We start from the raw sequence: 23,134 nt of genomic DNA on the forward strand, positions 1-23,134 counted from the left end.
CGCCGCCGATCGAACCGTCTTCCGTGTGCTGTGCCGCCTCCGGACATCGGGGGCCTCCTCGCCTGACGTTCGCCGATGCTGTCGGCGAACGACCCTGCCCGGGACAGACGACTGCCAGATGTCACAGAAGCCACTGTGGAATGAACCTTGTGCGCGGGCGCCTGCCACGGAGGCGGCTCAGGTCGCTGCCGGGGCGCTCAGCTGCCAGGAGACGCCGTAGCGGTCGTTGACCCAGCCGAACGGGCCGAACCCGTAGTCGTCGAGCGGCATCAGCGCCTCGCGATCCTCCAGCAGCAGGTCGTAGACCCGGGCCAGCTGCTCCTTCGAGTCGCAGGTGACGAACAGTGAGACCGACGGCGTGAAGTCGAACTCGTGGGTCACCCAGCTGTCGCTGCAACGGACCCGCTGCCCCGCGACGGTGAACTCGGCCATCACGACGGTGCCTTCGGGCCCGGGCCCCTCGGCCCCGTAGCGCTGGTCGGTGAGCACCGCGTCGCCCGGGAACAGGGAGACGTAGAACGACATCGCCTCAGCGGCCTCGCCCTTCTGGAACATCAGGAACGGCACGAGATCGGCCATGGCGGGTCAGTCCCTTCGACGAATCGGATGTGGACGGCACCCACCCTCGTGCCGACAACTTGTGCTGTCAAGACAACCGCTACTGCCGGTTGCTCGGCGCAGCTCTTCCCGGTCACGAGCCCGAGCAGGCCGGAACCGCAGTCGTCAGGTGTCGGTGGAGTCGTTGCGCCCCTGTTCGGCGAGAAACTTCTCGAACTGGCTGGCCAGCTCGTCGGCCGTGGGCACGTGGCCGTCGTCGGCGAGCAGGTTGTCCTCCGGCCGCGCGGTCGTGAACGCGTCGTACTGCCGCTCCAGGGCCTGCACGACCTCGGCGACCTCCGCCGACTCGCTCACCTGGCGGTCCACCTCCACATCGGTGCGCTCGGCAGCCTCGCGCAGCGTGTCGGAGGGCAGCGCGAGCCCGGTCGCCCGTGCGATGGCGTCGAGCAGCGTCAGCCCCGCCGCCGGGTAGGTGGTCTGCGCGAGATAGTGCGGCACGTGCGCGGCGAAGCCGAGCGCGTCGTGGCCTGCCTCGCCCAGCCTCAGCTCCAGCAGAGCAGCCGCGCTGCCGGGGATCTGCACGTCGTTGAACAACGGGCGGTAGCCGGCCACGAGGTCGGCCCGCGTCGCGTGTGCGGTGACACCGAGCGGCCGGGTGTGCGGGACGCCCATCGGGATGCCGTGGAAATTGACGGCAAGGCGCACCTGCCACCGCTCCACGAGCGCCCGCACGGCAGCGGCGAAGGCCTCCCACTCGCGATCCGGCTCCGGTCCGGTGAGGAGCAGGAACGGTGTGCCGTCGGCATCGTGCAGCAGCCGCACCACCAGCTCCGGTGCGTGGTAGTCGGACCAGTGGTCACCCGAGTAGGTCATCATCGGCCGCCGCGACCGATAGTCGACGAGCCGGTCCACGTCGAACCGCGCGACGACGGGACCGTCGAGCTCGTCGCTCAGCAGCTCCACCACGGAGCCGCCCGCGGAACCCGCGTCGATGAACCCGTCGAAGTGGTACAGCAGCACCGCTCCCTCGAGCACCGGGACGTCGGAATCCAGTTCGTACAGCTCCTCAGGATCCGACACCACCACGAACCTCCCTCACATCCACTGTCTCCACAGCCGGTACCAACGCGCACGGCCCCTCGGTCCATCCCATCACATCGGCGCGGTTCGCAGGCAAGAAAGCGGCCGTGTCGGTCTGTGAGCACCGATGCGCGTAGTGGAAGATGTTCAGGTGCAAGCGCTCACCCCGGACTACGTCGACAGCCTGGCGACCGTGCTCGACCTCGTGCGCACGGGCGCGGCCAGAACCCGGCCCGAGCTCGGCCGCCGTTCCGGTCTCGGCCGGACGGTGGTGACGCAGCGAGTCAACCAGCTGACGGAGTGCGGCCTGCTCGAGGAGGGCGCGCTCGGCCCGTCCAGTGGTGGCCGCGCGCCCCGGGAGCTGCGCTTCCGCGCGGGCGCCGGTGTCATCCTCGCGGCGGAGCTGGGTGCCACCAGCATCGGCGTCGGCGTGACCGACCTGGCAGGCACGGTGCTCGCCGAGCGCGAGGAGCTCGCCGACATCGCACTGGGACCGGAGCCGGTGCTCGACCGCGTCGAGCAGCTGTTCGACGAGCTGCTGGCCGAGGTGCGTGCCACCGGCGGCGATGCGGAGGCGACAGTCTGGGGTGTCGGCATCGGACTGCCCGGCCCCGTCGAGTTCGCCACCGGACGGCCGAGCGCGCCGCCGATCATGCCGGGGTGGGACGGCTATCCGGTGCGCGATCGCCTCACCGCGCGGTTCTCCGCGCCGGTGTGGGTCGACAACGAGGTCAACACGATGGCGCTCGGCGAGCTGCGCGCGGGCTCGGCCAAGGGCCAGAGCGACATCCTCTACGTCAAGATCGGCACCGGCATCGGCGCCGGGCTGGTGTCGGGCGGGCGCCTGCACCGCGGCAGCCAGGGCTGTGCGGGCGACATCGGGCACGCCGCCGTGGCGGACGAGGAGAACGTGGTGTGCCGATGCGGCAACACCGGCTGTCTCGAGGCCTACGCGGGCGGCGCGGCGCTCGCCAGGGACGGTCTGGCGGCCGCACGCGAGGGCCGCAGCGAGTTCCTGGCCGGAGTGCTGGCCGAGACGGGAACGGTCACCGCGGGGGACGTCTCCCGCGCGGCGCAGAGCGGCGACCGGACGTCGGTGGAGCTGCTGACCAGGGCCGGGCGGCTCATCGGCAGCCTGCTGGCGACGCTGGTGAGCTTCTACAATCCCGCGTTGGTCATCATCGGCGGCGGTGTCGCCGCCGCGGGCGATCTGCTGCTCGCGGCCGTGCGGGAGTCGGTCTACCGCCGGTCGCTGCCGCTGGCGACCCGCGAGTTGCGCATCGCGCGCTCGGCTCTGTCCGACCGCGCGGGGCTCGTCGGCGCGGCGTTCATGGTGATCGATGAGGTGTTCGCGCCCGAACGGCTCGCGCACTGGGTGGACCGGGGTTCCCCCGCGGGCGATCCGGACCTGGTGGACGTGCCGCTGCGCACGCCGTTGCTCTGAGCAGCCCGGCGACGCGATCGCCTGCCGGGTCGCCGGGCAGGCGCTAGCCTGGAGTCGTGCCCGACCGCGTCTACGGTGGCCGTTCGACCGCCGACCGCCGCGCCGAACGCAGGCGGCGGCTGCTCGATGCCGGGTTGGAGCAGTTCGGCACGGCGGGCTACGCGGCCACCTCGATCGAGAAGCTCTGCGCCGTCGCCGGGGTGTCCACGCGCAACTTCTACGAGGAGTTCCCCAGCCGTGAGGCGCTGCTGACGGCCCTGTACGACGAGGTGCACGAGCGGGCACTGCGCAGGGTGGCCGACGCGTTCGCGTCGGCGGCGGGCGAGCCGCTGGCGCGCCGCGTCGAACTGGCCGTGTGGGCCTACATCACCGCCACCGCACAGGACCCACGCTGGGCTCGACTGTCCTCTGTGGAGATAGTCGGGGTGAGCGAGGCCGTGGAGCGGCACCGTCTCGCGTGGCGTGATCGCTGGGTGCGGTTCCTGGAGGCCGAGGCAAGGCGGGCCGTCGAGCGCGGCGAGGCCATGTCGCGCAACTTCCACCTCAGCGCCGTGGCGCTGATCGGCGCCGTCAACGAACTCGTCTACCACTGGGCGAACTGCGAGCACCGCATCCCGGTCGACGAGGTGGTGGCCGAGATCGTGCGGGTGGCCACGGCCGCGCTCACCGGTCCCTGACCGCGTCGGGTGGCAGGCCGATGAACATGGTCTCGTGCAGCACGGCGACGTGGCGCTCGGCGATGCCCGCGGCGGTGCCGGCGTCACGATCGCGCAACGCCGCCACCAGCCCGCGATGCTCCTCATTGGACTCTCGCAGGTACTCCATCGGATAGGGCAGGTAGAACCGGTACAGCTCACGCAGCGCCTGCCCGTACTGCTCGACGGCTGCCCCGACGCCGCTGGCCTCGGCCAGCGTGAGGTGAAACCGCTCGTCGTGGCCGTGGAACTCCGCCCAGCTGGTGGCCTCGTCCATGGCCTCCACCAGCGCGCCGAGCCGGTCGAGGTCGGCGTCGTCGGCGTGAGCGGCGGCCAGGTGGGTCACGCCGCACTCCAGCACGAGCCTGCGGTCGATCAGCATGCGCACCTCGCCCGCCGCCGAGCGGTAGGCGGCCGTGGAGGTCACGGCGGCGCGAGCCGGTCGCGCCGCGACGCGGGTGCCACCTCCCCGGCCCCTGATGCGCTCCAGTACGCCGTCGCCGACCAGCGACACCAGCGCCCGCCGCGCGGTCATCTCCGACACCTCGAGCGCGGCGGCGATCCGGTCGCTCGGGGGCAGCCACTCCCCCGGCCGGAGCAGGCCCAGTTCGACGGCGAGCGCGATGCGCGCCCGCACGGTCTCCAGAGCCGACAGCCTGCGAATCCCAGACAGCTCCGGCGCGGTGAGCCTGGCCGGGGGCACGGTCGGCTGGCTGGAGGGGACGTCGGAGTGGCCCGGCATGGCCCCATGCTAGCCACCTCCGGCGAAAACTGTTCAGGATGAGCACTCTTGTTTAACTGCTCAACTTGATTTATTTTCTCCGGGTGTCTTCCGAGTCCCGCCCGCTGCCGGTGGCGCTGGTGCAGGCGGCGCCGCTGCCCGCGACGGCGCCGCCACGCGACTTCGCCGCCGACGTCGAGGCCGTCGCCGCCCGGCTGCCCCGCGCCGCACTCGTCGCCTACCCCGAACTGCACCTGTGCGGCGTCACGGGCAGCAGGGCGGAACGGGACGCGCGGCTGCGCGCCGCCGCCGAGCCGCTGACCGGGCCGCGCGTGCGGCTGCTGGCCGAACTTGCGGGCGACCTCGGCATCTGGCTGCTGCCGGGCACCGTGTGCGAGCGGGACGAGGGCGGCAGGCTGTACAACACGGCGCTGGCCTTCTCCCCCGAGGGCACACTGGCCGCCTCCTACCGCAAGGTGTTCCCCTGGCGCCCCTACGAGCCCTACGACCCCGGCGAGGAGTTCGTCGTCTTCGACGCGCCCGGTGTCGGCCGCCTGGGGTTCTCCATCTGCTACGACGCCTGGTTCCCGGAGACGGCCCGGCACCTGGCGTGGCTGGGCGCCGAGGTGATCGTCAACCCCGTGCAGACCACCACCCGAGACCGGCCGCAGGAGATCGTGCTCGCCCGCGCCAGCGCCATCGCCAACCAGGTGTTCGTGCTGAGCGTCAACGCCGCGGGGCCGGTCGGCACCGGGCACAGCCTCGTCGTCGACCCGGAGGGCCACGTGCGCGCCGAGACCCCGGGCCCGGACCCGGCCGTGCTCACCGACGTGCTGGACCTCGGCGCCGTCACCCGCACCCGCCGGTCCGGCACGGCCGGGCTCAACCGCATGTGGGAGCAGTTCACCGACGCCGACGCGCCGCTGGAGCTACCGCTCTATCAGGGCCGCATCGATCCCCGCCGCTGGCGCCCGGCCACCCCGGACCCGCCGCGCTGAACCGCAGGCCGACCTCGTCCTCCACCGCCACCAGGAGCATCCATGTCCGACGCCACCCCCGGCCTGCGCCGCACGCTGCGGCTCGGCTCCGTCGTCCTCTTCGGACTCGCCTACCTGACACCGCTGATCGTGCTCGGCACCTTCGGCATCGTCTCCGATCTCACCAGCGGAGCCAGCCCGTCGGCCTACGTGCTCGCGCTCGCGGCGATGCTGTTCACCGCCTACAGCTACGGCACGATGGCCCGCGCCTACCCGGTGGCCGGGTCGGCCTACACCTACGTGCGCCGCACCATCGACTCCCGCGCCGGGTTCCTGGTCGGCTGGGCGGTGCTGCTCGACTACTTCTTCCTGCCGATGGTCATCTGGCTCATCGGGGGCACCTACCTGCAGGCGCAGTTCCCCTCGGTGCCGTTCTGGGTGTGGATCGTGGCCTTCGTGGGCGCCACCAGCTGCCTGAACCTGCTCGGCATCAAGGTCGCCGACAAGGCCAACTACCTGCTGATGGCCTTCCAGCTGCTGGTGGTCGCGATCTTCGTGGCGCTGTCGCTGCGGCACCTGCTGGCCGCCGACGGCGCGGGCGCGTGGTTCAGTGTCACGCCGTTCGTCAACGACAGCACCACCTGGGGCGGCGTCTCCGCGGGCGCGGCGCTGGCCGCGTACTCGTTCCTCGGCTTCGACGCGGTCACCACGCTCACCGAGGAGACGGTGGACCCCCGGCGCACCATGCCGAGGGCGATCCTGCTCATCGCGCTCATCGGCGGCGGGATCTTCGTGGTGGTCGCCTACACCACGCAACTGGTGCATCCCGGCACCTTCGCCAGCCCCGACTCGGCGGCCTTCGACGTCGCCACCACCATCGCCGGGAACGTGTTCGCCTCGGTGTTCCTCGCCGGGCTGGTGGTCGCGCAGTTCGCGTCCGGGCTCGCCGCGCAGGCGAGCGCGTCGCGCCTGCTGTTCGCGATGGGCCGCGACGCCGTGCTGCCGCGGAGGGTGTTCGGCTTCCTGCACGCCAGGTTCGGCACGCCCGCGTTCAACATCGCGCTCACCGGCGGCGTCGGCCTCGTGGCACTGGTGCTCGACGTGTCCACGTCGACGTCGTTCATCAACTTCGGTGCCTTCGTGGCCTTCACCGCCGTGAACCTGAGCGTGCTCGCGCTGTTCCTGCGCGAACGCGCCGCGGGAAGGCGGCCCCGGCTCGTGCCCTACGTCGTCGTGCCCGCCATCGGCGCGGGGATCGACGCATGGCTGCTGGTCAACCTCGACTCCGCCGCCCTGGTGCTCGGCGTGATCTGGCTGGCCGCGGGCGTTGCCTACCTCGCCTACCTGACCCGGCTGTTCCGCGTGCCGCCGCCGGAGCTGGAGCGCGCCGAGCACCCGGAGCAGGCGGTCAGCGGACACTGACCTCCTGCTCCGGCTCCCACAACGCGACGTCGCGGGCCGCGATCCGCGCGGCCATGCGCGACACGGCCTCGGCCTCGGGCAGGGCGCCGACGCGCCGCCCGTCGCGCAGGCGCAGCGACACCCTGCCGTCCGCTGCCTCCCTGCCGCCGAGCACCACCTGGTAGGGCACGTGCCGCGCGGCCCGGATCCGGGCACCGAGGCTCCCGCGCTCCGGGCCCGCCTGCTCCACACGCAGCCCGCTGCGGGCACACCGGTGCCCGAACGCGGCGGCAGGCCCCGAGTGCTCGTCGCTCACCGGCAACACCGCCACCTGCACCGGCGACAGCCACGGGGGCAGCGCCGCGCCGTGCTGCTCGAGCAGGTGCGCGACCGCCCGCTCGATGCTGCCGAGCACGCTGCGGTGCACCATCACCGGCCGGTACGGCGCCCCGTCAGCGCCGACGTAGCGCAGCCCGAACCGCTCCGGCTGGTAGAAGTCGACCTGCACGGTGGACAGGGTGCTCTCCCTGCCCGCCGCGTCGCTCAGCTGCACGTCGATCTTGGGACCGTAGAACGCGGCCTCCCCCTCGGCGGCCTCGTAGCCGACCCCGGCGTCGTCGAGGGCCTCGACCAGCACGGCGGCCGAGTGTCGCCAGACGTCCGGCCCGCCCGCGTACTTCCCGCCGGGCCCGGGAAGGGACAGCCGGTACCGGGCGGGCCGCAGGCCCAGCGCACGGTAGGCCTGCCCGATCAGCTCCAGCGCTGCCCGTGCCTCGGCGGCGACCTGCTCCGGGGCGCAGAACACGTGCGCGTCGTTGAGCTGGATGGCCCGCACGCGGTGCAGCCCGCCCAGCACCCCGGACAGCTCCGCGCGGTACATCGCACCCAGCTCGGCGATCCGCAGCGGCAGCTCACGGTGGCTGCGGGCGGTGTGCCGGTAGATCAGCGCGTGGTGCGGGCACAGGCTGGGCCGCAGCACGAGCTGCTCGCCACCGACGTCCATGGGCGGGTACATGTCGTCGCGGTAGTGTGCCCAGTGCCCGGACTGCTCGTAGAGCTGCCGTTTCGCCAGCACCGGCGAGTAGACGTGCTGATAACCGGCCTCCCGCTCGAGGTCGCGGACGTACTCCTCCAGCGTGTGCCGCACGATCGCGCCGGCGGGCAGCCAGTAGGGCAGCCCGGCGCCGATGAGGGCGTCGGTGCCGAACAGGTCCAGTTCCCTGCCGAGGCTGCGGTGATCGGGCATGGTGGTCTCCCCTCTCGTGGACCGAGACGGGTGACCACACGACTGGAGCCCGGGGCCACCCGCCCCGGGCTCCAGTCGACTGTGGACATGGGTCAGCGCGCCGGGACACTCTCCGGCGTGGTCGTGCGGATGGCGCGCTGCATGCCGGACACCGTAGCAGAGCCCGTGCTACGACGCGGGCGGATTTGTGCTCTGCAGCCAGGCGGCGAAGAACCCGTCGAGCGGGCGGCCCGCGTGCCGCGCCGCGAGCGTGGTGAACGCCTCGGTGGTCACCGTGGCGTGCCGGTACCTGCCCGTCCAGTCGTGCAGCAGCGCGGTGAACGCCTCGTCGCCCAGCTCGCCGCGCAGGGCATGCAGGGTCAGCGCGCCCGCCTTGTACACGCGCTCGTCGAACATCCGCGCCACGCCGGGATCGGCCAGCCGCAGGTCGTCGGGCTTCGCCGCGAGCGTCCGGCGCCAGCGCCGGGCGTGCTCGGCCGCAGCCGGGCCGCCGGAGGTCTCCGACCACAGCCATTCGGCGTAGGTGGCGAAGCCTTCGTTGAGCCAGATGTGCCGCCAGTCGGCGACGGTGAGGCTGTTGCCGAACCACTGGTGGGCCAGCTCGTGCGCCACCAGCCGCTCGTGGGTGCGCCTGCCGTCGACGTGGTTGGCGCCGAACACCGCCATGCCCTGCGCCTCGATCGGGTCGTCCAGCTCGTCGTCGGTGACCACGACCGTGTACTCGCCGAACGGGTACGGCCCGAACCAGCGCTCGAACACCCGCTCCATCTCCGGCTGCCGGGCGAAGTCGGCCCGCGCCGCGGGGACGAGCCGCGCCGGTGCGGCCACCAGCTGGCGTTCGGACAGCGCGAGGTCGGTGTAGCGCCCGATCTGCACGCTCATCAGGTAGCTCGCGGTGGGTTCCGCCCGTTCGTAGACCCAGGTGGTGGTACTCGCGGCCCTGCTGCGGGAGACCAGCGTGCCGGTCGCCCGCACCGTGTACGCCGAGGACGTCGTGAGCGCGAGCCGGTACGAGGCCTTGTCGGCGGGATGGTCGTTGCACGGGAACCATGTCGGCGCACCGATCGGCTGGCTCGCCACGAGCGCGCCGTCGGTGAGCTCGTCCCAGCCGACGTCGCCCCAGTGCGGCGAGCCGAGCGGGCGCGGATTGCCCGCGTAGCGGATCTCGGTGACGAATCCGGCTCCGGCCTCGATCCGGCGCTCGGGCCGGATGTGCAGCTTGTGCCGTGCCCGGGTGTACTTCGCGGGCCTGCCGTCCACCAGCACCCGGTTCACCTTGAACCCGGCGAGGTCGAGGCTGAACCTGGACAGCGCGTGGGAGGCCACCGCGGTGACGCGCGCCGTGCCCGCGAGCCGGTTGGCGACGAGGCGGTACTCCAGGTCGAGGTCGTAGTGCCGGACGCGGTAGCCGCCGTTGCCGTGCGCGGGCAGGTACGAGTCGCCCGAGACGTCCGCCCCGGGGGCAGGCGCCTCCGTCACCGCGCGTGCTCCGGGGGCCAGGCGGCGATGGCGTTGCCCAGCCACCGGGAGTCGGGTGGCACGGCGTCGCCCCTGGTCACCAGCGACCCCGGGCCGACGGTGGTGCGGGCGCCGATGCTCGCGCCGGGCAGCACGATGCCGTGCGGGCCGAGCGTGGCGCCCGCTGCCAGCTCAACGGTGTCCATGCTCATGATCCGATCATGGAACAGGTGGGTCTGCACGACGCAACCCCGGTTGACGGTGGCGCCGTCGCCGATGCGGACCAGGTCGGCCTCGGGCAGCCAGTACGTCTCCAGCCAGGTGCCGCGGCCGACGCGCACACCCATCGTGCGCAGCCAGGCAGGCAGCAGTGGCGTGCCGCCGATCGAGCCGACGAACCAGGGCACGGCGAGCACCTCGACGAACGTGTCGGCCAGCTCGGCGCGCCACACGAACGAGCTCCACAGTGGATGCTCCACCGCGCGGAACCGGCCGGCCAGCGTCCATTTGGCGACGGTCGCGGTCGCGGCGGCGAGCGCACCAGCGGCCAGCAGCACGACCCCGGACAGCAGCGCGGCCGCCCACAGGCCGAGCGCGGCGTGCACTGCCAGCAGCGCGGCGACGAGGAGCACGCACAGCGCCACCGAGCACATCACCGGCACGACACGGCACAGCTCCACCAGCGCGCGGGCGAGCCGCAGCCTGCGGGGCGGGTCGAACGTGCGGCTGGAGTCCGCGGTCCCGGCGGCGCGGCGCAGCGGCATCGGCGGCATGCCCAGCCACGACGAGCCCTTCTTCGCCTTGGCCGGTGTGGACGACAGCACGCCCACCAGACCGCGTTTGGGCACCGAGCGTCCCGGCGCGGTCATCCCCGAGTTGCCGAGGAAGGCCTGCTTGCCGATGCGCGCGGGCGCCACGTGCAGCCAGCCGTGACCCAGCTCGTAGGTGGCCACCATCGTGTCGTCGGCGAGGAACGCGCCACTGTCGATCTTGGTCATCTTCGGCAGCGCGAGCACCGTGGACACCTCGGCGCCACGGCCCACCCGCGCGCCGAGCATCCGCAGCCACACCGGGGTGAACAGGCTGGCGTACAGCGGGAACAGGCCGGCCCGGGCGGCATCCATCAGGCGTTCGGTCGCCCACACCTGCCAGGCGAGCCTGCTGTGCACCGGGTGGTACCCCTCGCGCAGGCCGATGCCGAGCAGGCGCACGCCCGCGAGCACCAGCAGTGCGTAGCCACCGAGGTAGGCCAGCGTCGCAGGCGGCACGGCGACGAGCGCGCCGCCGAGCGCCGCGCCGGGTCCGGCGGCCCCGGCGACGGCGGTGCCGAGGACCGCGAGCGCGGGCAGGGCCGCCAGCGCCGGAAGCAGGCCGAGGACGAACGAGGCGCAGGCGTAGGCCACGGCCCAGCCGCGCGAGCGCCCCGCCCGGCTCGACGGCCAGCGCAGGCTCGCCCGCGGTTCCCGGCGTGCCGGTGAGCCTGCCCAGCGCTGCCCCGCGGGCACCGCGCCCCGCACGGTGGAGCCCGCGGCGATCTCCGCGCCCTTGCCGACGCGCGCACCGGGGAACAGGGTGCTTCGCGCGCCGATGCGGGCGCCCGCCCCGATCCGGATCTTGCCGATGTGCACGACATCGCCCTCGACCCAGTAGCCGGAAAGGTCGGCCTCCGGCTCGACGGCCGCGCCCCTGCCGAGCTTGAGCAGCCCGGTCACCGGAGGGGGCGAGTGCAGGTCGACGTCGGCGCCGACCTTCGCGCCGAGCGCCCGCGCATAGTGCGTCATCCAGGAGGCGCCCGCGACGCTCGTCGCTCCGCTGATCTCCGCCAGTTGCTGCGCCGCCCACAGCCGCAGGTGCACCCGCCCGCCGCGCGGGTAGTCGCCGGCCCGCACGCCACGCAGCAGCAGCCGGGCGCCGATCGCCGACACCGCGATCCGGCCCGGCGGGCTGAACAGCACGAGCCACGCCGCCACCAGCGCCCACCAGGGTGCGACGGGCAGCCAGTCCAGGCCCGCCCACCCGGCGAGCACGGTGGAGCAGGCCATGGCGATCGTGGTCCAGCGCAACCCGGCGAGGGTCAGCAGGGGCACCAGGAGCACAGTCTGTGCGAGGCCGGTGCGCAGCCGGGTGGGGCGGACGTCGGGCCGCCGGGACTGCCCGCCGTCGAGCGCGTCGAGCAGGTCCGCCAGCTCGCCGAGCCGCGGATGGGTGTAGACGTCGGTCACCGACACCTGCGGGTGCCGGGTGCGGAGGCGCGCGACCAGCTGGGCGGCGGTGAGGCTGCCGCCGCCGTGGCCGAAGAAGTCGGCACGCGGGTCGCTGACCCGGACGCCGAGCAGGTCGGCCCAGCCCTCGGCGAGCCAGGTCTCGGTGGGGGTCAGCCCGGTCGCGCCGCTGTCCACAGTGGCCAGTGGCCACGGCAGGGCGGCGCGGTCGACCTTGCCGGACGTGCGGGTCGGCAGCGCGTCCACCACAGCCAGCAGCGGTACGAGCGCCGCAGGCAGCCGCTCGCGCAGCAGCGCCACCGCGCCGTCCTGGTCGAAGCCGTCACTCGCGTGCGGCAGCACGTAGCCGACGAGCACCTGGTTGCCCGCCGCCGTGGTGCGCACGGCCGCGGCGGCGCCCGCGACGCCGGGCAGTGCCTGCAGCGCGGCGTCGACCTCCCCCAGTTCGATGCGCCTGCCGCCCAGCTTCACCTGCTCGTCGGCACGGCCGAGGAACACCAGGCCCTCCGGCTCGGCACGCACCAGGTCGCCGCTGCGGTACGCACGCCGCCAGCCCAGCGCGGGCAGCGGCGCGAACTTCTCGGCGTCCTTGCCCGGGTCGAGGTAGCGCGCGAGACCCACGCCGCCGATCACCAGCTCGCCCGCGGAGCCCATCGGCACCGGCTCGCCCGCCTCGTCGACCACGGCGAGCTGCCAGCCGCGCAACGGCAGCCCGATGCGCACCGGGCCCTCGCCGGTGAGCTGCGCCGCGCAGGCGACGACGGTGGTCTCGGTGGGCCCGTAGGTGTTCCAGACCTCGCGGCCCTCGACGGCGACGCGGTCGGCGAGTTCCGGCGGGCACGCCTCGCCGCCGAAGATCAGCAGGCGGACGTCCTCGAGCGCCTCGGAGGGCCACAGCGCCGCCAGCGTCGGCACGGTCGAGACGATGGTGATGCGCTGGGCCACCAGCCACGGGCCGAGGTCCACGCCGGTGCGCACCAGTGAGCGGGGCGCGGGCACCAGGCACGCGCCGTGCCGCCAGGCCAGCCACATCTCCTCGCAGGAGGCGTCGAAGGCCACCGACAGCCCGGCGAGCACCCGGTCGCCGGGTCCGAGGGGCTCGTCGGCGAGGAAGAGCCCGGCCTCGGCGTCGACGAAGGCGGCAGCGGCCGCGTGGCTGACGGCGACGCCCTTGGGCGTGCCGGTGGAGCCCGAGGTGAAGATGATCCAGGCGTCGTCGCCGGGCGCTGGCCTGCCCCGGCGCCCTCCGGGCACGCCACGCACGGTGAGCGCCCCGGCGTCGCCGAGCACGGCGCACACGCCTGCCTCGCCGAAGACGAGCTCGGCGCGCTCCTCGGGGTCGTCGGCGTCGACGGGAACGTAGGCCGCGCCGAGTGCCAGCACGGCGAGGATCGCGACGTACAGCTCCGCGGTTCCCGACGCGATGCGCACGCCCACCCGGTCGCCCGCGCCGACACCGTGGGCGGCGAGCCGCTCGCGCACGGCCTCGACCTCGGCCGCGAGACCCCGATAGGTGAGCACCGCCGTGCCGTCGTCGATGGCCGCCGCGTTCGGATGGCGGGCCGCCGTGGCGGCGAAGATGTCCAGCAGCGTGCGCTGGCTGGGCGCCAGCCCGGTCCAGAACAGCGCGCGGTCGGCGGCGACAGTGGGCGTGGCGGGCGTGGCGGGCGCGGCGGAGGACGGCCGGTCGATGGCAAGCGTCACGAACCCTCGCAGGGACTCATCGGGCCTGCTCCCCATGAGTCGCCCGGTTACCGGTCGACCAGCCTACCCGAAGGTGAACGGCAGGTTGCGTTCAGGTCTCGCCACGGTCGCCGCCACCGGCACAGCCACCCGGCTGGACCGCCTTAGCGGGTCTTCTTCGGCTTCTTCTCGCGCACCCGGACGTTGATCCGCACCGGGCTGCCCTTGAACCCGAAGCGTTCGCGGAACTTGCGCTCGACGAACCGCCGGTAGCCCGCCTCCAGGAAGCCCGTGGTGAACAGCACGAGCGTCGGCGGCCGGATGCCGGCCTGGGTGGCGAACAGGATCTTCGGCTGCTTGCCGCCGCGCACGGGCGGCGGCGTGGCGGCGACCAGGTCCGACAGCCAGCCGTTGAGCTGGCCGGTCGGTACGCGCTGGTCCCAGGACTGCAATGCCGTGCGCAGGGCGGGCGCGAGCTTGCGCACGGCCCGGCCGGTGAGGGCGGAGACGTTGACCCGCTCGGCCCACGGCACCCGCACCAGACCGCGGTCCAGCTCGCGGTCGAGCTGGTGCCTGCGCTCGTCGTCGACGAGGTCCCACTTGTTGAACGCCAGCACGAGCGCGCGGCCCGCCTCGGCGACCATCGTCACCACCCGCAGGTCCTGTTCGGACACCGGCTCGCTGGCGTCGAGCAGCACGATCACCACCTCGGCCGCGTCGATGGCGCTCTTGGTGCGCAGCGAGGCGTAGTACTCCATGCCGCTGGCGGTCTGCACGCGCTTGCGCAGGCCCGCCGTGTCGACGAAGCGCCACAGCTGCCCGTCCAGCTCCACCAGCGAGTCCACCGGGTCCACGGTGGTGCCCGCCACCGAGTCCACGACGGCGCGCTCCTCGCCGGTGAGCTTGTTCAGCAGGCTTGACTTGCCGACGTTCGGCTTGCCGACGAGCGCCACCCTGCGCGGCCCGCCCGCGGTGGTGCCGAGGTCGCGCGGCGCTTCGGGCAGCGCGTCCACGATCGCGTCGAGCAGGTCGCCCGAGCTGCGCCCGTGCAGGGCGCTCACCGGGTGCGGCTCGCCGAGGCCCAGCGACCACAGCGACGCGGTCTCGGCCAGCAGCCGCTCGTCGTCGACCTTGTTGGCCGCGAGCAGCACGGGGCGCTTGGAGCGGCGCAGGACCCTGGCCACCGCCTCGTCGGTGGTGGTGGCGCCCACCGTGGCGTCCACGACGAGCAGCACGGCGTCCGATGTGGACATCGCAAGCTCGGCCTGCGCGGCCACCGACCCCTGCAGCCCGCTCGCGCCGGGCTCCCAGCCGCCGGTGTCGACCACGGTGAAGCGGCGGCCGTTCCACAACGCGTCGTAGGCCACGCGGTCGCGCGTGACGCCGGGCACGTCCTGCACCACCGCCTCCCGGCGGCCCAGGATGCGGTTGACCAGTGTGGACTTGCCCACGTTGGGCCTGCCCACCACCGCCAGCACCGGCTGGGCGAGCGCGGGCTCCTCACCGCCTTGCCCGTCGGCCGCCTGCTCGTCGAGCCGGAGGAACTCCGCCTCGTCGGACCACGTGCCGTCTGCCTCGGTCATGTCTGTCGTGTCTCTTTTCTCTGTGAATCAAGCTCTCGCACGAGCGCGGCGAGCGTGCCGCGGATCGTCTCGGTGGCCTCGGTGAGCCCGGCACGGCCGGGACCGACCGCGACGGCGAACGGTTCGCCGACCAGCAGGTCCACCGGGGGCCGGAACCGGCGGCCCGACCCGGGGGGCCGCAGCGTGCCGCGCACCGCCACCGGAAGCACCACGGCCCCGGACGCGCGCACCAGCCACGCCGCGCCCTGGTGAGCCTCGCGCACGTCGCCGGACCCGCGCGTGCCCTCGGGGAACACCCCGACCATGCCGCCACGGGACAGCACGTCCCTCGCCGTCAGCAGCGGCGTGCGGTCCGGCGCGCCCCGCCGGACCGGGATCTGGCCGATGCGGCGCAGCCCCCAGCCCGCCGGGCCGGCGAACATCTCCTCCTTGACCAGGAACACCGAGCGGCGCGGCAGCATTCCGAACAGCAGCTGCGGCTCGATCATCGTGCTGTGGTTGGCCACCAGCACCACGGGTCCCGTGCGCGGGACGCGGGCCGTCCCGGTCACCCGCACCCGGTAGGCGGGCCGGTAGAGGTGACGGGCGATGCCCCTGGCCACGTCGTGCAGCCACGGGGTGGCACCGGAGGGCAGTCCCGTCACCGGCGGGCACCCACCCCGTCGCCGAGCAGCCCACGCCGGCTCGCCAGCTCCGACAGCGCCACGATCACCTGCTCGACGGTCAGCTCCGAGGTGTCGAACAGCACCGCGTCCTCGGCGGGCCGCATCGGGGAGGCTGCCCTCGACGAGTCGAGGCGGTCCCTGCGGTCCACCGACGCCAGCGCCTCCGCCGCCGTGGACTCCCGGCCCGCCGCCGTGTCCTGGGCGTTGCGCCGCGCGGCGCGCACCTCGGGCGAGGCGGTGAGGAACACCTTCAACGGCGCGTCGGGCGCGACGACCGTGCCGATGTCCCTGCCGTCCACGACGATCCCGCCGACGGTGCCGAGAACGTGCTCGATGATGCGGCGCTGGCCGGCCACCAGCACCTCCCGCACCTCGGGCACGGCCGACACCGGCGACACGGCGACGTTGACCGGCTCGGTGCGGATGGCCTCGGCCACGTCCTGTCCGGCGAGCCGCGCGTACGGCCGCTCGGGGTCGGTGCCGATGCTCAGCTCCACGTTCCTGGCGAGCGTGGCCACCGCGGCCGTGTCCGCGGGGTCGATGCCCGCCCGCAGCACGGCGAGCGTCACCAGCCGGTACATCGCACCGGTGTCGAGGTAACCCGCTCCGAGCGTGGCGGCCAGCCTGCGCGCCACCGTGGTCTTGCCGGTCCCCGAGGGGCCGTCGAGGGCCACCACGCCGCGGAGCGCCGCGCTCCTGCCCGCCCCGTCCTGCGCCACCGACCGTTCTCCTCGCTTCTCGCCGACTGGTTGCGGCGTCCTATTCTGCCTGCCGCTCAGCGGCGGTCCGCACGCAGGCGCTCGTCCAGCTCGTCGAGGACGAGGACGGACGGCTCGCAGGCGCCCGTCCGGTAGGCGACACCGCCGAACAGCTGAGCGAGCACGGGCGCGGTGATGACCTGGAACAGCCCGGCCAGCCCGAGGGCCAGCGCGTCGCCCAGTTCCAGGCGCACCGCCGCGCCGGCGAGCACGAGCAGCAGCCCGAGCGTCTGCGGCTTGGTCGCCGCCTGCAACCGGGTAGGCAGGTCGGGAAAGCGCACCAGGCCGAGGGCGCCGAGCAGGCAGAACAGTGCGCCCGAGAGGAGCAGCACCGCGCAGATCACGTCGCGCACGATCATCGGTGCTCCTCCCAGCGCTCGACGAGCCGCACGGCGCTGACCGAGCCGATGAAACTGAGCAGCGCCACCGACAGCAGCAGCACGACGTCGAGACCACGCATGCTCGCCGCCATGCCCACCGCCACGCCGGCGACGATCAGCACGAGCAGCACGTCCAGGGCCAGCACCCGGTCGAGCGTGCGCGGCCCGCGCAGCATCCGCCACAGGGTGAGCAGCCCGGCCGCCGCCAGCAGGCCGAAGGTGAGTGTGAACACGACCGTCACGAGTGCCTCCCTAGCTACCGTCCCGGCGCGCGCTCCGGCGACGCGGCTCCGGACTTGCGTCGCGCGTGCGCCCGCTCGTGCACGTCGGCGGCCTCCTCGGCGGGTCCCAGCGCCCGCACCACGCGCACCTGCAGTTCCAGCGCCTGGTCGTGGGCCCTGTCGGCCTCCTCCCGCGTGCGCACCCCCAGCGAGTACACGTAGAAGACGTGCCCCCGGCGGTCGATCTGCAGCACGAACGTGTCGGGCGTGAGCGACACCAGGTTCGCCGAGGTCGCGATCACGTGGTCCACGTCGGACAACACGGGCACGGCGACCACGGCCGCCCGCACCTTCCCGCCGTACTGCAGCACCTCCCTGGACGTGCGGACGGCCGAGGTGACCAGATCGACCAGCACGTACCCGGCGAGCCGGGCGAGCCGCAACGGCCGCAGCAGCGGAAGCCTGCGGGTGGGCAGCGGAAAGAGCAGCAGCACCGCCAGCGCCACGATCACGGCGCCGAGCAGCGCCAGCGGGTCCGCCGAGCCCCACAGCAGCAGCCACACCAGCACCAGCCAGGCGAACACCGACAACGAGAACCGGCTTCTCATCCGCTGCTCCCCTCCAGCACGGCGGCCCGGTACGGGCCACGGTCGAGCAGGTCGGTGGCGGCGCGCTCGCTCAGCGTCGACAGCGGCCCCGCGAGCGCGGCGACGGCCAGCCCGGCCACCACGACCCCGCCCGCGGAGGCGAGCATCGGCTTCGACGTCACCCCGGTGCCGACCGTGACCTCGTCGGTCGGGTCCACGTCCGGCACCGGCGGGCTCGGCTCACCCCAGAAGGCGCTCACCCAGACCCTGGCCATCGCGTACAGCGTCAGAAAGCTCGTGAGCACCGCGGCCGCCGTCACGACGTAGGCCATCGGGGTGGCGACCTCCGCGCCCGCGCGCAGCAGCACCACCTTGGCGACGAACCCGGACAGCGGCGGGAGCCCGGCCAGGCTGAGCGCGGGCAGCGCGAACAGCGCGGCGACTCTCGGGTGGGTTCTGGCCACGCCGGACATGTCGCGCAGCGACGCCGTCCCGGTGTGCCGGGTGACCAGCCCGCTGACCAGGAACAGCGCGGCCTGCACGGCGATGTGGTGCACGACGTAGAGGATCACGCCGGTCAGCCCGGCGACGGTGAACAGCGCCAGCCCGAACAGCATGTAACCGATGTGGCTGACCAGCAGGAACGACAGCATCCGGTTGAGGTCGTTCTGCGCGATGGCGCCGAGCGCCCCGACGAGCATCGTCAGCAGGGCCACTGCCAGCAGGAAGGCCCAGTCGCCGTGCTCGCCGAACAGCAACGTCTGCGTGCGGATGATCGCGTACACGCCCACCTTGGTGAGCAGTCCGGCGAACACCGCGGTCACCGGCGTGGGTGCCGTCGGATAGCTGTCCGGAAGCCAGAAATGCAGCGGAACCACCGCGGCCTTGATGCCGAACACCACCACCATGAGCAGCGCGAGCCCCGCCTTGGCGCCCTCCGGCAAGGCGTCGATCCGGCCGGAGAGGTCGGCCAGGTTCACCGTGCCCGTCGCCGCGTACACGAACGCGACCATGGTGAGAAACAGCAGCGACGACGTGAGGCTGACGATGACGTAGGTCATGCTCGCGCGCACGCGCGGGGCGTTGGTGCGGCGGCTGATCAGCACGTACGACGCCGACAGCATCACCTCGAACGCCACGAACAGGTTGAACAGGTCACCGGTGAGGTAGGCCAGCGACACCCCGGCGGAGAGGACGAGATACATCGGGTGGAAGGCCACCGACGCCGACCGGGGGCCGTGGTCGCTGGCGCGCTGCCCGATCGCGAACACCAGCACGCCCAGCATCACCACGATCGAGACGAGCAGCAGCAGGGCGGCCAGGCGGTCGGCCACGAGTGTGATGCCCATCGGCGGCGCATAGCCGCCCACCCGCAGCACCACGGGGGCGCCGCGATCCGCCGCGACGAGCAGCGCACCCGCGACGGCGGCGATCGCGGTGAGCACGCTGACGCTGAGCACCCGCTGCACCGCCGCGATGGGCCCGGCGACCAGCGACAGCGCCGCCGCCAGCAGAGGCAGCAGCACGGGCAGTGCGACGAGCGTGCTCACCGGCCCGCCTCCTCGGCCTCGCCGAGCTCACGCCGGCGCAGCCGATGGTCCTCGATGTCGTCCTGCACCTCGTCGTGACCGAGCAGCACCCACGAGCGGTAGCTGAGAGCCAGCAGGAACGTGGTGAGCCCGAAGGTGATGACGATGGCGGTCAGCGCGAGCGCCTGCGGCAGCGGGTCGGACATGGCCGCGGCGGGCACGATGCCGACGAACGCCGGTCCGCCGGGTGGCCCGCCCGCGGCCTGCAGCAGCAGGTTGGCGCCGTGCCCGAGAATCACCAGCGCGAGGATGATGTGCATCAGCGAGCGCTGCATGAGCAGGTAGAAGCCCACTCCGTAGAGGCCGCCGAGCAGCACGGCCGTCGTCACGTCCACCGTCACCGGCGCTCCTCCTCCGCTCGTCGCCGCTCCCGCTCCTGTTCGCGCTCCAGGTCCCTGGTCTCGATGCCGGCGCCGAGACTGCGCAGCAGATCCAGCACGAGGCCGACGATGAGCAGGTACACGCCGATGTCGAAGAACAGGTTGGTGGCGAGCTTGACGTCGCCGAACCCGGCGACGTGCCACTCCCAGTGCGTGCTGGCGAGCACGGGATGGCCGAACGCCACCGGGACGAGCGCGGTCAGTACCGCCACGGAGAGACCGGCCCCGATCACCGCGGGCGGCTTGATGCGCGCCGCGGAGGCGAGCTCGACGCTGCCGCCCGCGACGTAGCGCAGCACGAACGCGAGGCCCGCGACCAGCCCGCCGCTGAACCCGCCTCCCGGGGCGTGGTGCCCGGCGAGCAGCAGGTAGACCGAGAACACGAGCACGGTCGGGAACAGCACGCGGACGGTGACCTCCAGCTGCAGCGAACGCGGCCAGCCCTCCGACCCGCGTTCGCTGCGCAGCCACGCCTCGGTGGGCAGGTCCCACTGCTCCCAGTCCTGGCGCTCGGTCACGCTGTCACCTCCTCGTCCTCGCGCTGGCCGCGGTCGCCGTCGGCGGTCGGCAGCGCACGGCGGCGGGCGCTGCGGGCGGCGAGGCCGAGGCTCGCGGCCCCTGTCGCGGCGACGAGCAGCACCGTGATCTCGCCGAGCGTGTCGAGCGCGCGGAAGTCGACGATGATGGCGTTGACGACGTTGGTGGCGCCGGCCTCGTCCTTGGCGCTCGCGACGTAGGCCGCGCCCGCCTCGGAGGGCCGTTCGCGGAGGCTGGAGAACACCAGCGTCAGCAGCGCGACGAACGCGCCACCGGCGCAGGCCACCACCAGCCGGGTGCGGTGCCGCAGCGGGGACTCCCGCTCGACGCGCCGGAACGCGGGCGGGAAGCGGCGCAGCACGAACACGAACACGACGAGGGTCAGCGTCTCGACCAGCACCTGGGCCAATGCCAGATCGGGGGCGCCGACCACGAGGAACACGCCGCCGATGGCGTAGCCGACCAGCCCGGTCAGCAACACGGCCGTGAGCCTGCGCCGCGCGAACGGCACGGTCGCCGCGGCCGCCAGGGCGAGCACCGTCAACGGCAGCTGCAGTGCCGAGTTCCACGCCCGCGGGCTCAGCTGCTCGATCGGGCCGGTGAGCAGGCCCACGGCGGGCACACCGATGACGGTGACGAGGATGATCCCGACGTAGGCGGGCAGCGACCCGGTCTGCAGGCGGCTGGTGACCCCGCGCGCGAGGGCTTCGAGCCCGACGACGGCAGCGCGGTAGCCGCGCTGGGCGTCGAGCACGCCGGGCAGTGCCGCCCCCGCCCGGGTCGCCGCCGCGGTGCGCCGGTACAGCAGATAGCCCGCGGCCAGCACGATCGCCGACTCCAGCAGCGGCGGGGTGAAGCCGTGCCACAGCTCCAGGTGATAGGTGGCCGCGCCGAAGACACCCGCGTAGTCCCCGGCGAGCAGCTCCGCCACGCCCGGTGCCACCCCCAGCACGACGCTGGCCGCCACGGGCACCGCGACCGCGGTGGTGAGCACCACGCCGGGGCGTCCGACCTCGCCCGGCTCCGCACCCCGGCCGCCGAACGCGCCGATGAGAAACCGCAGCGTGTAGGCCACGGTCAGCACGGAGCCGGCGAGCACGCCCACCAGCACCAGCGCCGAGCGCGGATCCGCGTGCGTGAAGGCCTTGAACGCGGCCTCCTTGGCGACGAAGCCCACCAGCGGCGGCAGCCCGGCCATCGACGCGGCGGCGAGCGTGGCGCACGCCGCCAGCAGCGGCCAGCGCCTGCCCAGCCCGGACAGCTCCCGCACGTCCCGGGTGCCCGCCCTGGTGTCGATCACCCCGGCGGTGAGGAACAGCGCCGACTTGAACAGCCCGTGCGCGAGCAGCAGGGCCGCACCGGCGAGCGCGGCGGTGTAGGTGCCCACGGCGAGCAGCACGAGCAGGAACCCGAGCTGGCTGACCGTGCCGAACGCGAGCAGCAGCTTCAGGTCGTGCTGGCGCAGCGCCCGCCAGCCGCCGAGCACCATCGTCGCCAGCCCGATCACCACCAGCGGCACCCACCACACCGGGCGTTCCGCGAAGGCGGGCGCCAGCCGGGCCACCAGGTACACACCCGCCTTCACCATGGCCGCGGCGTGCAGGTAGGCGCTCACCGGTGTCGGTGCGACCATCGCCGCGGGCAGCCACGGGTGGAACGGGAGCTGCGCCGACTTGGTGAACACCCCGACGAGCACGAGCACGATCCCGGCCACCGCCACCCCGCCGCCCGGCGGGCTGGCCACGAGTTCGGAGACGCGGAACGTGCCCGCGGCGGTGCCCAGCAGGATCAGCCCGAGCAGCATCGCGAGGCCGCCCAGGATCGTCACCAGCAACGCCTGCTTGGCGGCGCGCCGCGCCTCGCCCTTCAGCCCGTTGCCGCCGACCAGCAGGAACGAGCAGATGGAGGTCAGTTCCCAGAACAGGTACAGCGACAGCACGTCGTCGGCGAGGACCAGCCCCAGCATGGCGCCCGCGAAGAGCACCAGCACCGCGGCGTCCCGGCCGATGCCCTCCTCGCCCCGCGAGGCGTAGCGCGTGAAGTAGGCCAGCACCACGGCGCCGATACCGGACACGAGCACGGTCATCAGCAGGGCCAGCGCGTCGAGCCGGACAGTGAACTCCAGACCGGCGACCGGGGCCCACGCCAGCGACTCGGTGCGATACCCCGCCGTGTACCGGACCAGCGCGAGCCCGAGGGTCGCCAGCACCACGACGGACCCGACGGCGAAGGCCGCCCGGCCCCAGCGTCGGGCGACGGCCGGAAGCACCGCGGCCGTCGCGACGAGCGCGGCGATCGCGATCAGCACCGTGCCCGCGTACCCGTGCCGTGGCGTGCGCAAACCCGGTGAGGCGGTGAGCCGTCGTCAACCGGGACCGGCCTCTGCGAAGCAGCCACGGAGCCCCGGCGACAGCCGGCACGGTCGCGCGGCAGGATGAAGGACCCGGTGAGCTACGGTGGAGAGTGTGAACGTCGAAGTGACTCCCCTGCCGGGAATCGGCGTCCGTAAGGACTTCGCGCTGGACAACGGCCGCCGGGTCGGGGTGGTGACCCACCGGGACGGCAAGATCGAGCTGATCGTGTCCAAGTCCGACGATCCCGACGCCTGCCTGGCGTCGTTGCCGCTGACCAGCGACGAGGCCGGCGCGCTTGCGAACCTCCTCGGAGCACCGCAACTGGTGGCGCAGCTGACCGAGGAGCACCGCGAGGTGCCCGGGATCAACACCAAGCAGATGACCATCAAGAGCGGCACGCCGTACGACGGCCGCACGCTCGGCGACACCGCGATGCGCACCCGCACCGGGGTCTCGGTGGTGGCGGTGATGCGCGCGGGCCAGGTGCATCCCTCGCCCGCACCGGAGTTCACGTTCACGGCGGGCGACGTCCTGGTCGTGGTGGGTACGGCCGAGGGCCTGGAGGCCGCCGTCAAGATCCTGCACCACGGCTGAG

21 protein-coding genes are annotated in these 23,134 nt (G+C 73.3%); 5 read left to right on the top strand and 16 right to left on the bottom strand.

From position 1 onward, the window contains the following. Window positions 1–177: 177 nt before the first annotated feature. Window positions 178–579 (bottom strand): VOC family protein, encoded by a 402-nt coding sequence (locus tag BAY60_RS32480; RefSeq protein WP_112285208.1) that lies wholly within the window; start codon window positions 577–579, stop codon window positions 178–180. Window positions 580–723: 144 nt separating this feature from the next. Next, entirely contained in the window at window positions 724–1,641 is a 918-nt protein-coding gene (locus BAY60_RS32485; RefSeq protein WP_112285608.1) for a proteasome assembly chaperone family protein, read from the bottom strand. A gap of 124 nt (window positions 1,642–1,765) precedes the next feature. On the opposite strand from BAY60_RS32485, the gene BAY60_RS32490 reads away from it, so the two are divergent. Both BAY60_RS32490 and BAY60_RS32495 read left to right on the top strand, forming a co-directional pair. Next, window positions 1,766–3,082: an ROK family protein gene (locus tag BAY60_RS32490; protein WP_112285209.1), complete on the top strand. Its 1,317-nt coding sequence runs from the start codon at window positions 1,766–1,768 to the stop codon at window positions 3,080–3,082. Between the two features lie 56 nt (window positions 3,083–3,138). Further along, on the top strand, window positions 3,139–3,759 hold the full coding sequence (locus tag BAY60_RS32495) for a TetR/AcrR family transcriptional regulator (protein WP_112285210.1): 621 nt from the start codon (window positions 3,139–3,141) through the stop codon (window positions 3,757–3,759). Here BAY60_RS32495 and BAY60_RS32500 read toward each other — a convergent pair. Next, window positions 3,746–4,519: a FadR/GntR family transcriptional regulator gene (locus BAY60_RS32500; RefSeq protein WP_112285211.1), complete on the bottom strand. Its 774-nt coding sequence runs from the start codon at window positions 4,517–4,519 to the stop codon at window positions 3,746–3,748. The genes BAY60_RS32495 and BAY60_RS32500 overlap by 14 nt on opposite strands. An 83-nt stretch (window positions 4,520–4,602) precedes the next feature. On the opposite strand from BAY60_RS32500, the gene BAY60_RS32505 reads away from it, so the two are divergent. Further along, window positions 4,603–5,496: a carbon-nitrogen hydrolase family protein gene (locus tag BAY60_RS32505; protein WP_245992907.1), complete on the top strand. Its 894-nt coding sequence runs from the start codon at window positions 4,603–4,605 to the stop codon at window positions 5,494–5,496. A gap of 42 nt (window positions 5,497–5,538) precedes the next feature. Continuing rightward, the gene (locus BAY60_RS32510; protein WP_112285212.1) at window positions 5,539–6,897 is read left to right on the top strand and encodes an APC family permease; all 1,359 of its coding nucleotides are present in this window, start codon (window positions 5,539–5,541) and stop codon (window positions 6,895–6,897) included. On the opposite strand, the gene thrS is transcribed toward BAY60_RS32510, so the two are convergent. The 13 genes from thrS to mbhE form a co-directional block, all read right to left on the bottom strand. Beyond that, on the bottom strand, window positions 6,884–8,122 hold the full coding sequence (gene thrS, locus BAY60_RS32515; protein WP_112285213.1) for a threonine--tRNA ligase: 1,239 nt from the start codon (window positions 8,120–8,122) through the stop codon (window positions 6,884–6,886). The genes BAY60_RS32510 and thrS overlap by 14 nt on opposite strands. A gap of 168 nt (window positions 8,123–8,290) precedes the next feature. Then, the gene (locus tag BAY60_RS32520; protein ID WP_112285214.1) at window positions 8,291–9,601 is read right to left on the bottom strand and encodes a M1 family metallopeptidase; all 1,311 of its coding nucleotides are present in this window, start codon (window positions 9,599–9,601) and stop codon (window positions 8,291–8,293) included. After that, window positions 9,598–13,506: a Pls/PosA family non-ribosomal peptide synthetase gene (locus tag BAY60_RS32525; RefSeq protein ID WP_425466497.1), complete on the bottom strand. Its 3,909-nt coding sequence runs from the start codon at window positions 13,504–13,506 to the stop codon at window positions 9,598–9,600. Before BAY60_RS32525 ends, BAY60_RS32520 begins: the two co-directional genes overlap by 4 nt. A 143-nt stretch (window positions 13,507–13,649) precedes the next feature. After that, window positions 13,650–15,068, bottom strand: a complete 1,419-nt coding sequence (gene der, locus BAY60_RS32530; protein WP_112285216.1) for a ribosome biogenesis GTPase Der — start codon at window positions 15,066–15,068, stop codon at window positions 13,650–13,652. Next, the gene (locus BAY60_RS32535) at window positions 15,065–15,712 is read right to left on the bottom strand and encodes a lysophospholipid acyltransferase family protein (RefSeq protein WP_112285217.1); all 648 of its coding nucleotides are present in this window, start codon (window positions 15,710–15,712) and stop codon (window positions 15,065–15,067) included. The genes der and BAY60_RS32535 overlap by 4 nt, the downstream gene beginning before the upstream one ends. After that, window positions 15,709–16,410, bottom strand: a complete 702-nt coding sequence (gene cmk / locus BAY60_RS32540; RefSeq protein ID WP_112285610.1) for a (d)CMP kinase — start codon at window positions 16,408–16,410, stop codon at window positions 15,709–15,711. The genes BAY60_RS32535 and cmk overlap by 4 nt, the downstream gene beginning before the upstream one ends. Window positions 16,411–16,508: 98 nt before the next feature. After that, window positions 16,509–16,850 (bottom strand): monovalent cation/H(+) antiporter subunit G, encoded by a 342-nt coding sequence (mnhG, locus tag BAY60_RS32545; RefSeq protein ID WP_211330539.1) that lies wholly within the window; start codon window positions 16,848–16,850, stop codon window positions 16,509–16,511. After that, window positions 16,847–17,113: a monovalent cation/H+ antiporter complex subunit F gene (locus tag BAY60_RS32550; RefSeq protein ID WP_112285218.1), complete on the bottom strand. Its 267-nt coding sequence runs from the start codon at window positions 17,111–17,113 to the stop codon at window positions 16,847–16,849. Before BAY60_RS32550 ends, mnhG begins: the two co-directional genes overlap by 4 nt. Window positions 17,114–17,127: 14 nt before the next feature. After that, complete coding sequence (locus tag BAY60_RS32555) at window positions 17,128–17,700, bottom strand: Na+/H+ antiporter subunit E (protein ID WP_112285219.1); 573 nt, start codon at window positions 17,698–17,700, stop codon at window positions 17,128–17,130. Further along, on the bottom strand, window positions 17,697–19,229 hold the full coding sequence (locus BAY60_RS32560; protein WP_112285220.1) for a Na+/H+ antiporter subunit D: 1,533 nt from the start codon (window positions 19,227–19,229) through the stop codon (window positions 17,697–17,699). Before BAY60_RS32560 ends, BAY60_RS32555 begins: the two co-directional genes overlap by 4 nt. After that, complete coding sequence (locus tag BAY60_RS32565; RefSeq protein ID WP_112285221.1) at window positions 19,226–19,609, bottom strand: NADH-quinone oxidoreductase subunit K; 384 nt, start codon at window positions 19,607–19,609, stop codon at window positions 19,226–19,228. The genes BAY60_RS32560 and BAY60_RS32565 overlap by 4 nt, the downstream gene beginning before the upstream one ends. After that, window positions 19,606–20,166 (bottom strand): MnhB domain-containing protein, encoded by a 561-nt coding sequence (locus BAY60_RS32570; protein WP_112285222.1) that lies wholly within the window; start codon window positions 20,164–20,166, stop codon window positions 19,606–19,608. The genes BAY60_RS32565 and BAY60_RS32570 overlap by 4 nt, the downstream gene beginning before the upstream one ends. Beyond that, window positions 20,163–22,493 (bottom strand): hydrogen gas-evolving membrane-bound hydrogenase subunit E, encoded by a 2,331-nt coding sequence (mbhE, locus tag BAY60_RS32575; protein WP_112285612.1) that lies wholly within the window; start codon window positions 22,491–22,493, stop codon window positions 20,163–20,165. The genes BAY60_RS32570 and mbhE overlap by 4 nt, the downstream gene beginning before the upstream one ends. A 157-nt stretch (window positions 22,494–22,650) precedes the next feature. Here mbhE and BAY60_RS32580 point away from each other — a divergent pair, with 157 nt between their 5' ends. Then, window positions 22,651–23,133, top strand: a complete 483-nt coding sequence (locus tag BAY60_RS32580; RefSeq protein ID WP_112285613.1) for a cation:proton antiporter regulatory subunit — start codon at window positions 22,651–22,653, stop codon at window positions 23,131–23,133. Window position 23,134 lies beyond the last annotated feature (1 nt).

Source organism: Prauserella muralis, assembly GCF_003202285.1.
Classification (GTDB): Bacteria; Actinomycetota; Actinomycetes; order Mycobacteriales; family Pseudonocardiaceae; genus Prauserella_B; species Prauserella_B muralis.

What these genes read in the sequence shown, in the direction of transcription:
- BAY60_RS32480 (WP_112285208.1), bottom strand. Translation starts at nt 579, where the DNA reads ATGGCCGATCTCGTGCCGTTCCTGATGTTCCAGAAGGGCGAGGCCGCT.
- BAY60_RS32490 (WP_112285209.1), top strand. Translation starts at nt 1,766, where the DNA reads ATGCGCGTAGTGGAAGATGTTCAGGTGCAAGCGCTCACCCCGGACTAC.
- BAY60_RS32500 (WP_112285211.1), bottom strand. Translation starts at nt 4,519, where the DNA reads ATGCCGGGCCACTCCGACGTCCCCTCCAGCCAGCCGACCGTGCCCCCG.
- BAY60_RS32510 (WP_112285212.1), top strand. Translation starts at nt 5,539, where the DNA reads ATGTCCGACGCCACCCCCGGCCTGCGCCGCACGCTGCGGCTCGGCTCC.
- thrS (WP_112285213.1), bottom strand. Translation starts at nt 8,122, where the DNA reads ATGCCCGATCACCGCAGCCTCGGCAGGGAACTGGACCTGTTCGGCACC.
- der (WP_112285216.1), bottom strand. Translation starts at nt 15,068, where the DNA reads ATGACCGAGGCAGACGGCACGTGGTCCGACGAGGCGGAGTTCCTCCGG.
- mnhG (WP_211330539.1), bottom strand. Translation starts at nt 16,850, where the DNA reads ATGATCGTGCGCGACGTGATCTGCGCGGTGCTGCTCCTCTCGGGCGCA.
- BAY60_RS32555 (WP_112285219.1), bottom strand. Translation starts at nt 17,700, where the DNA reads ATGAGAAGCCGGTTCTCGTTGTCGGTGTTCGCCTGGCTGGTGCTGGTG.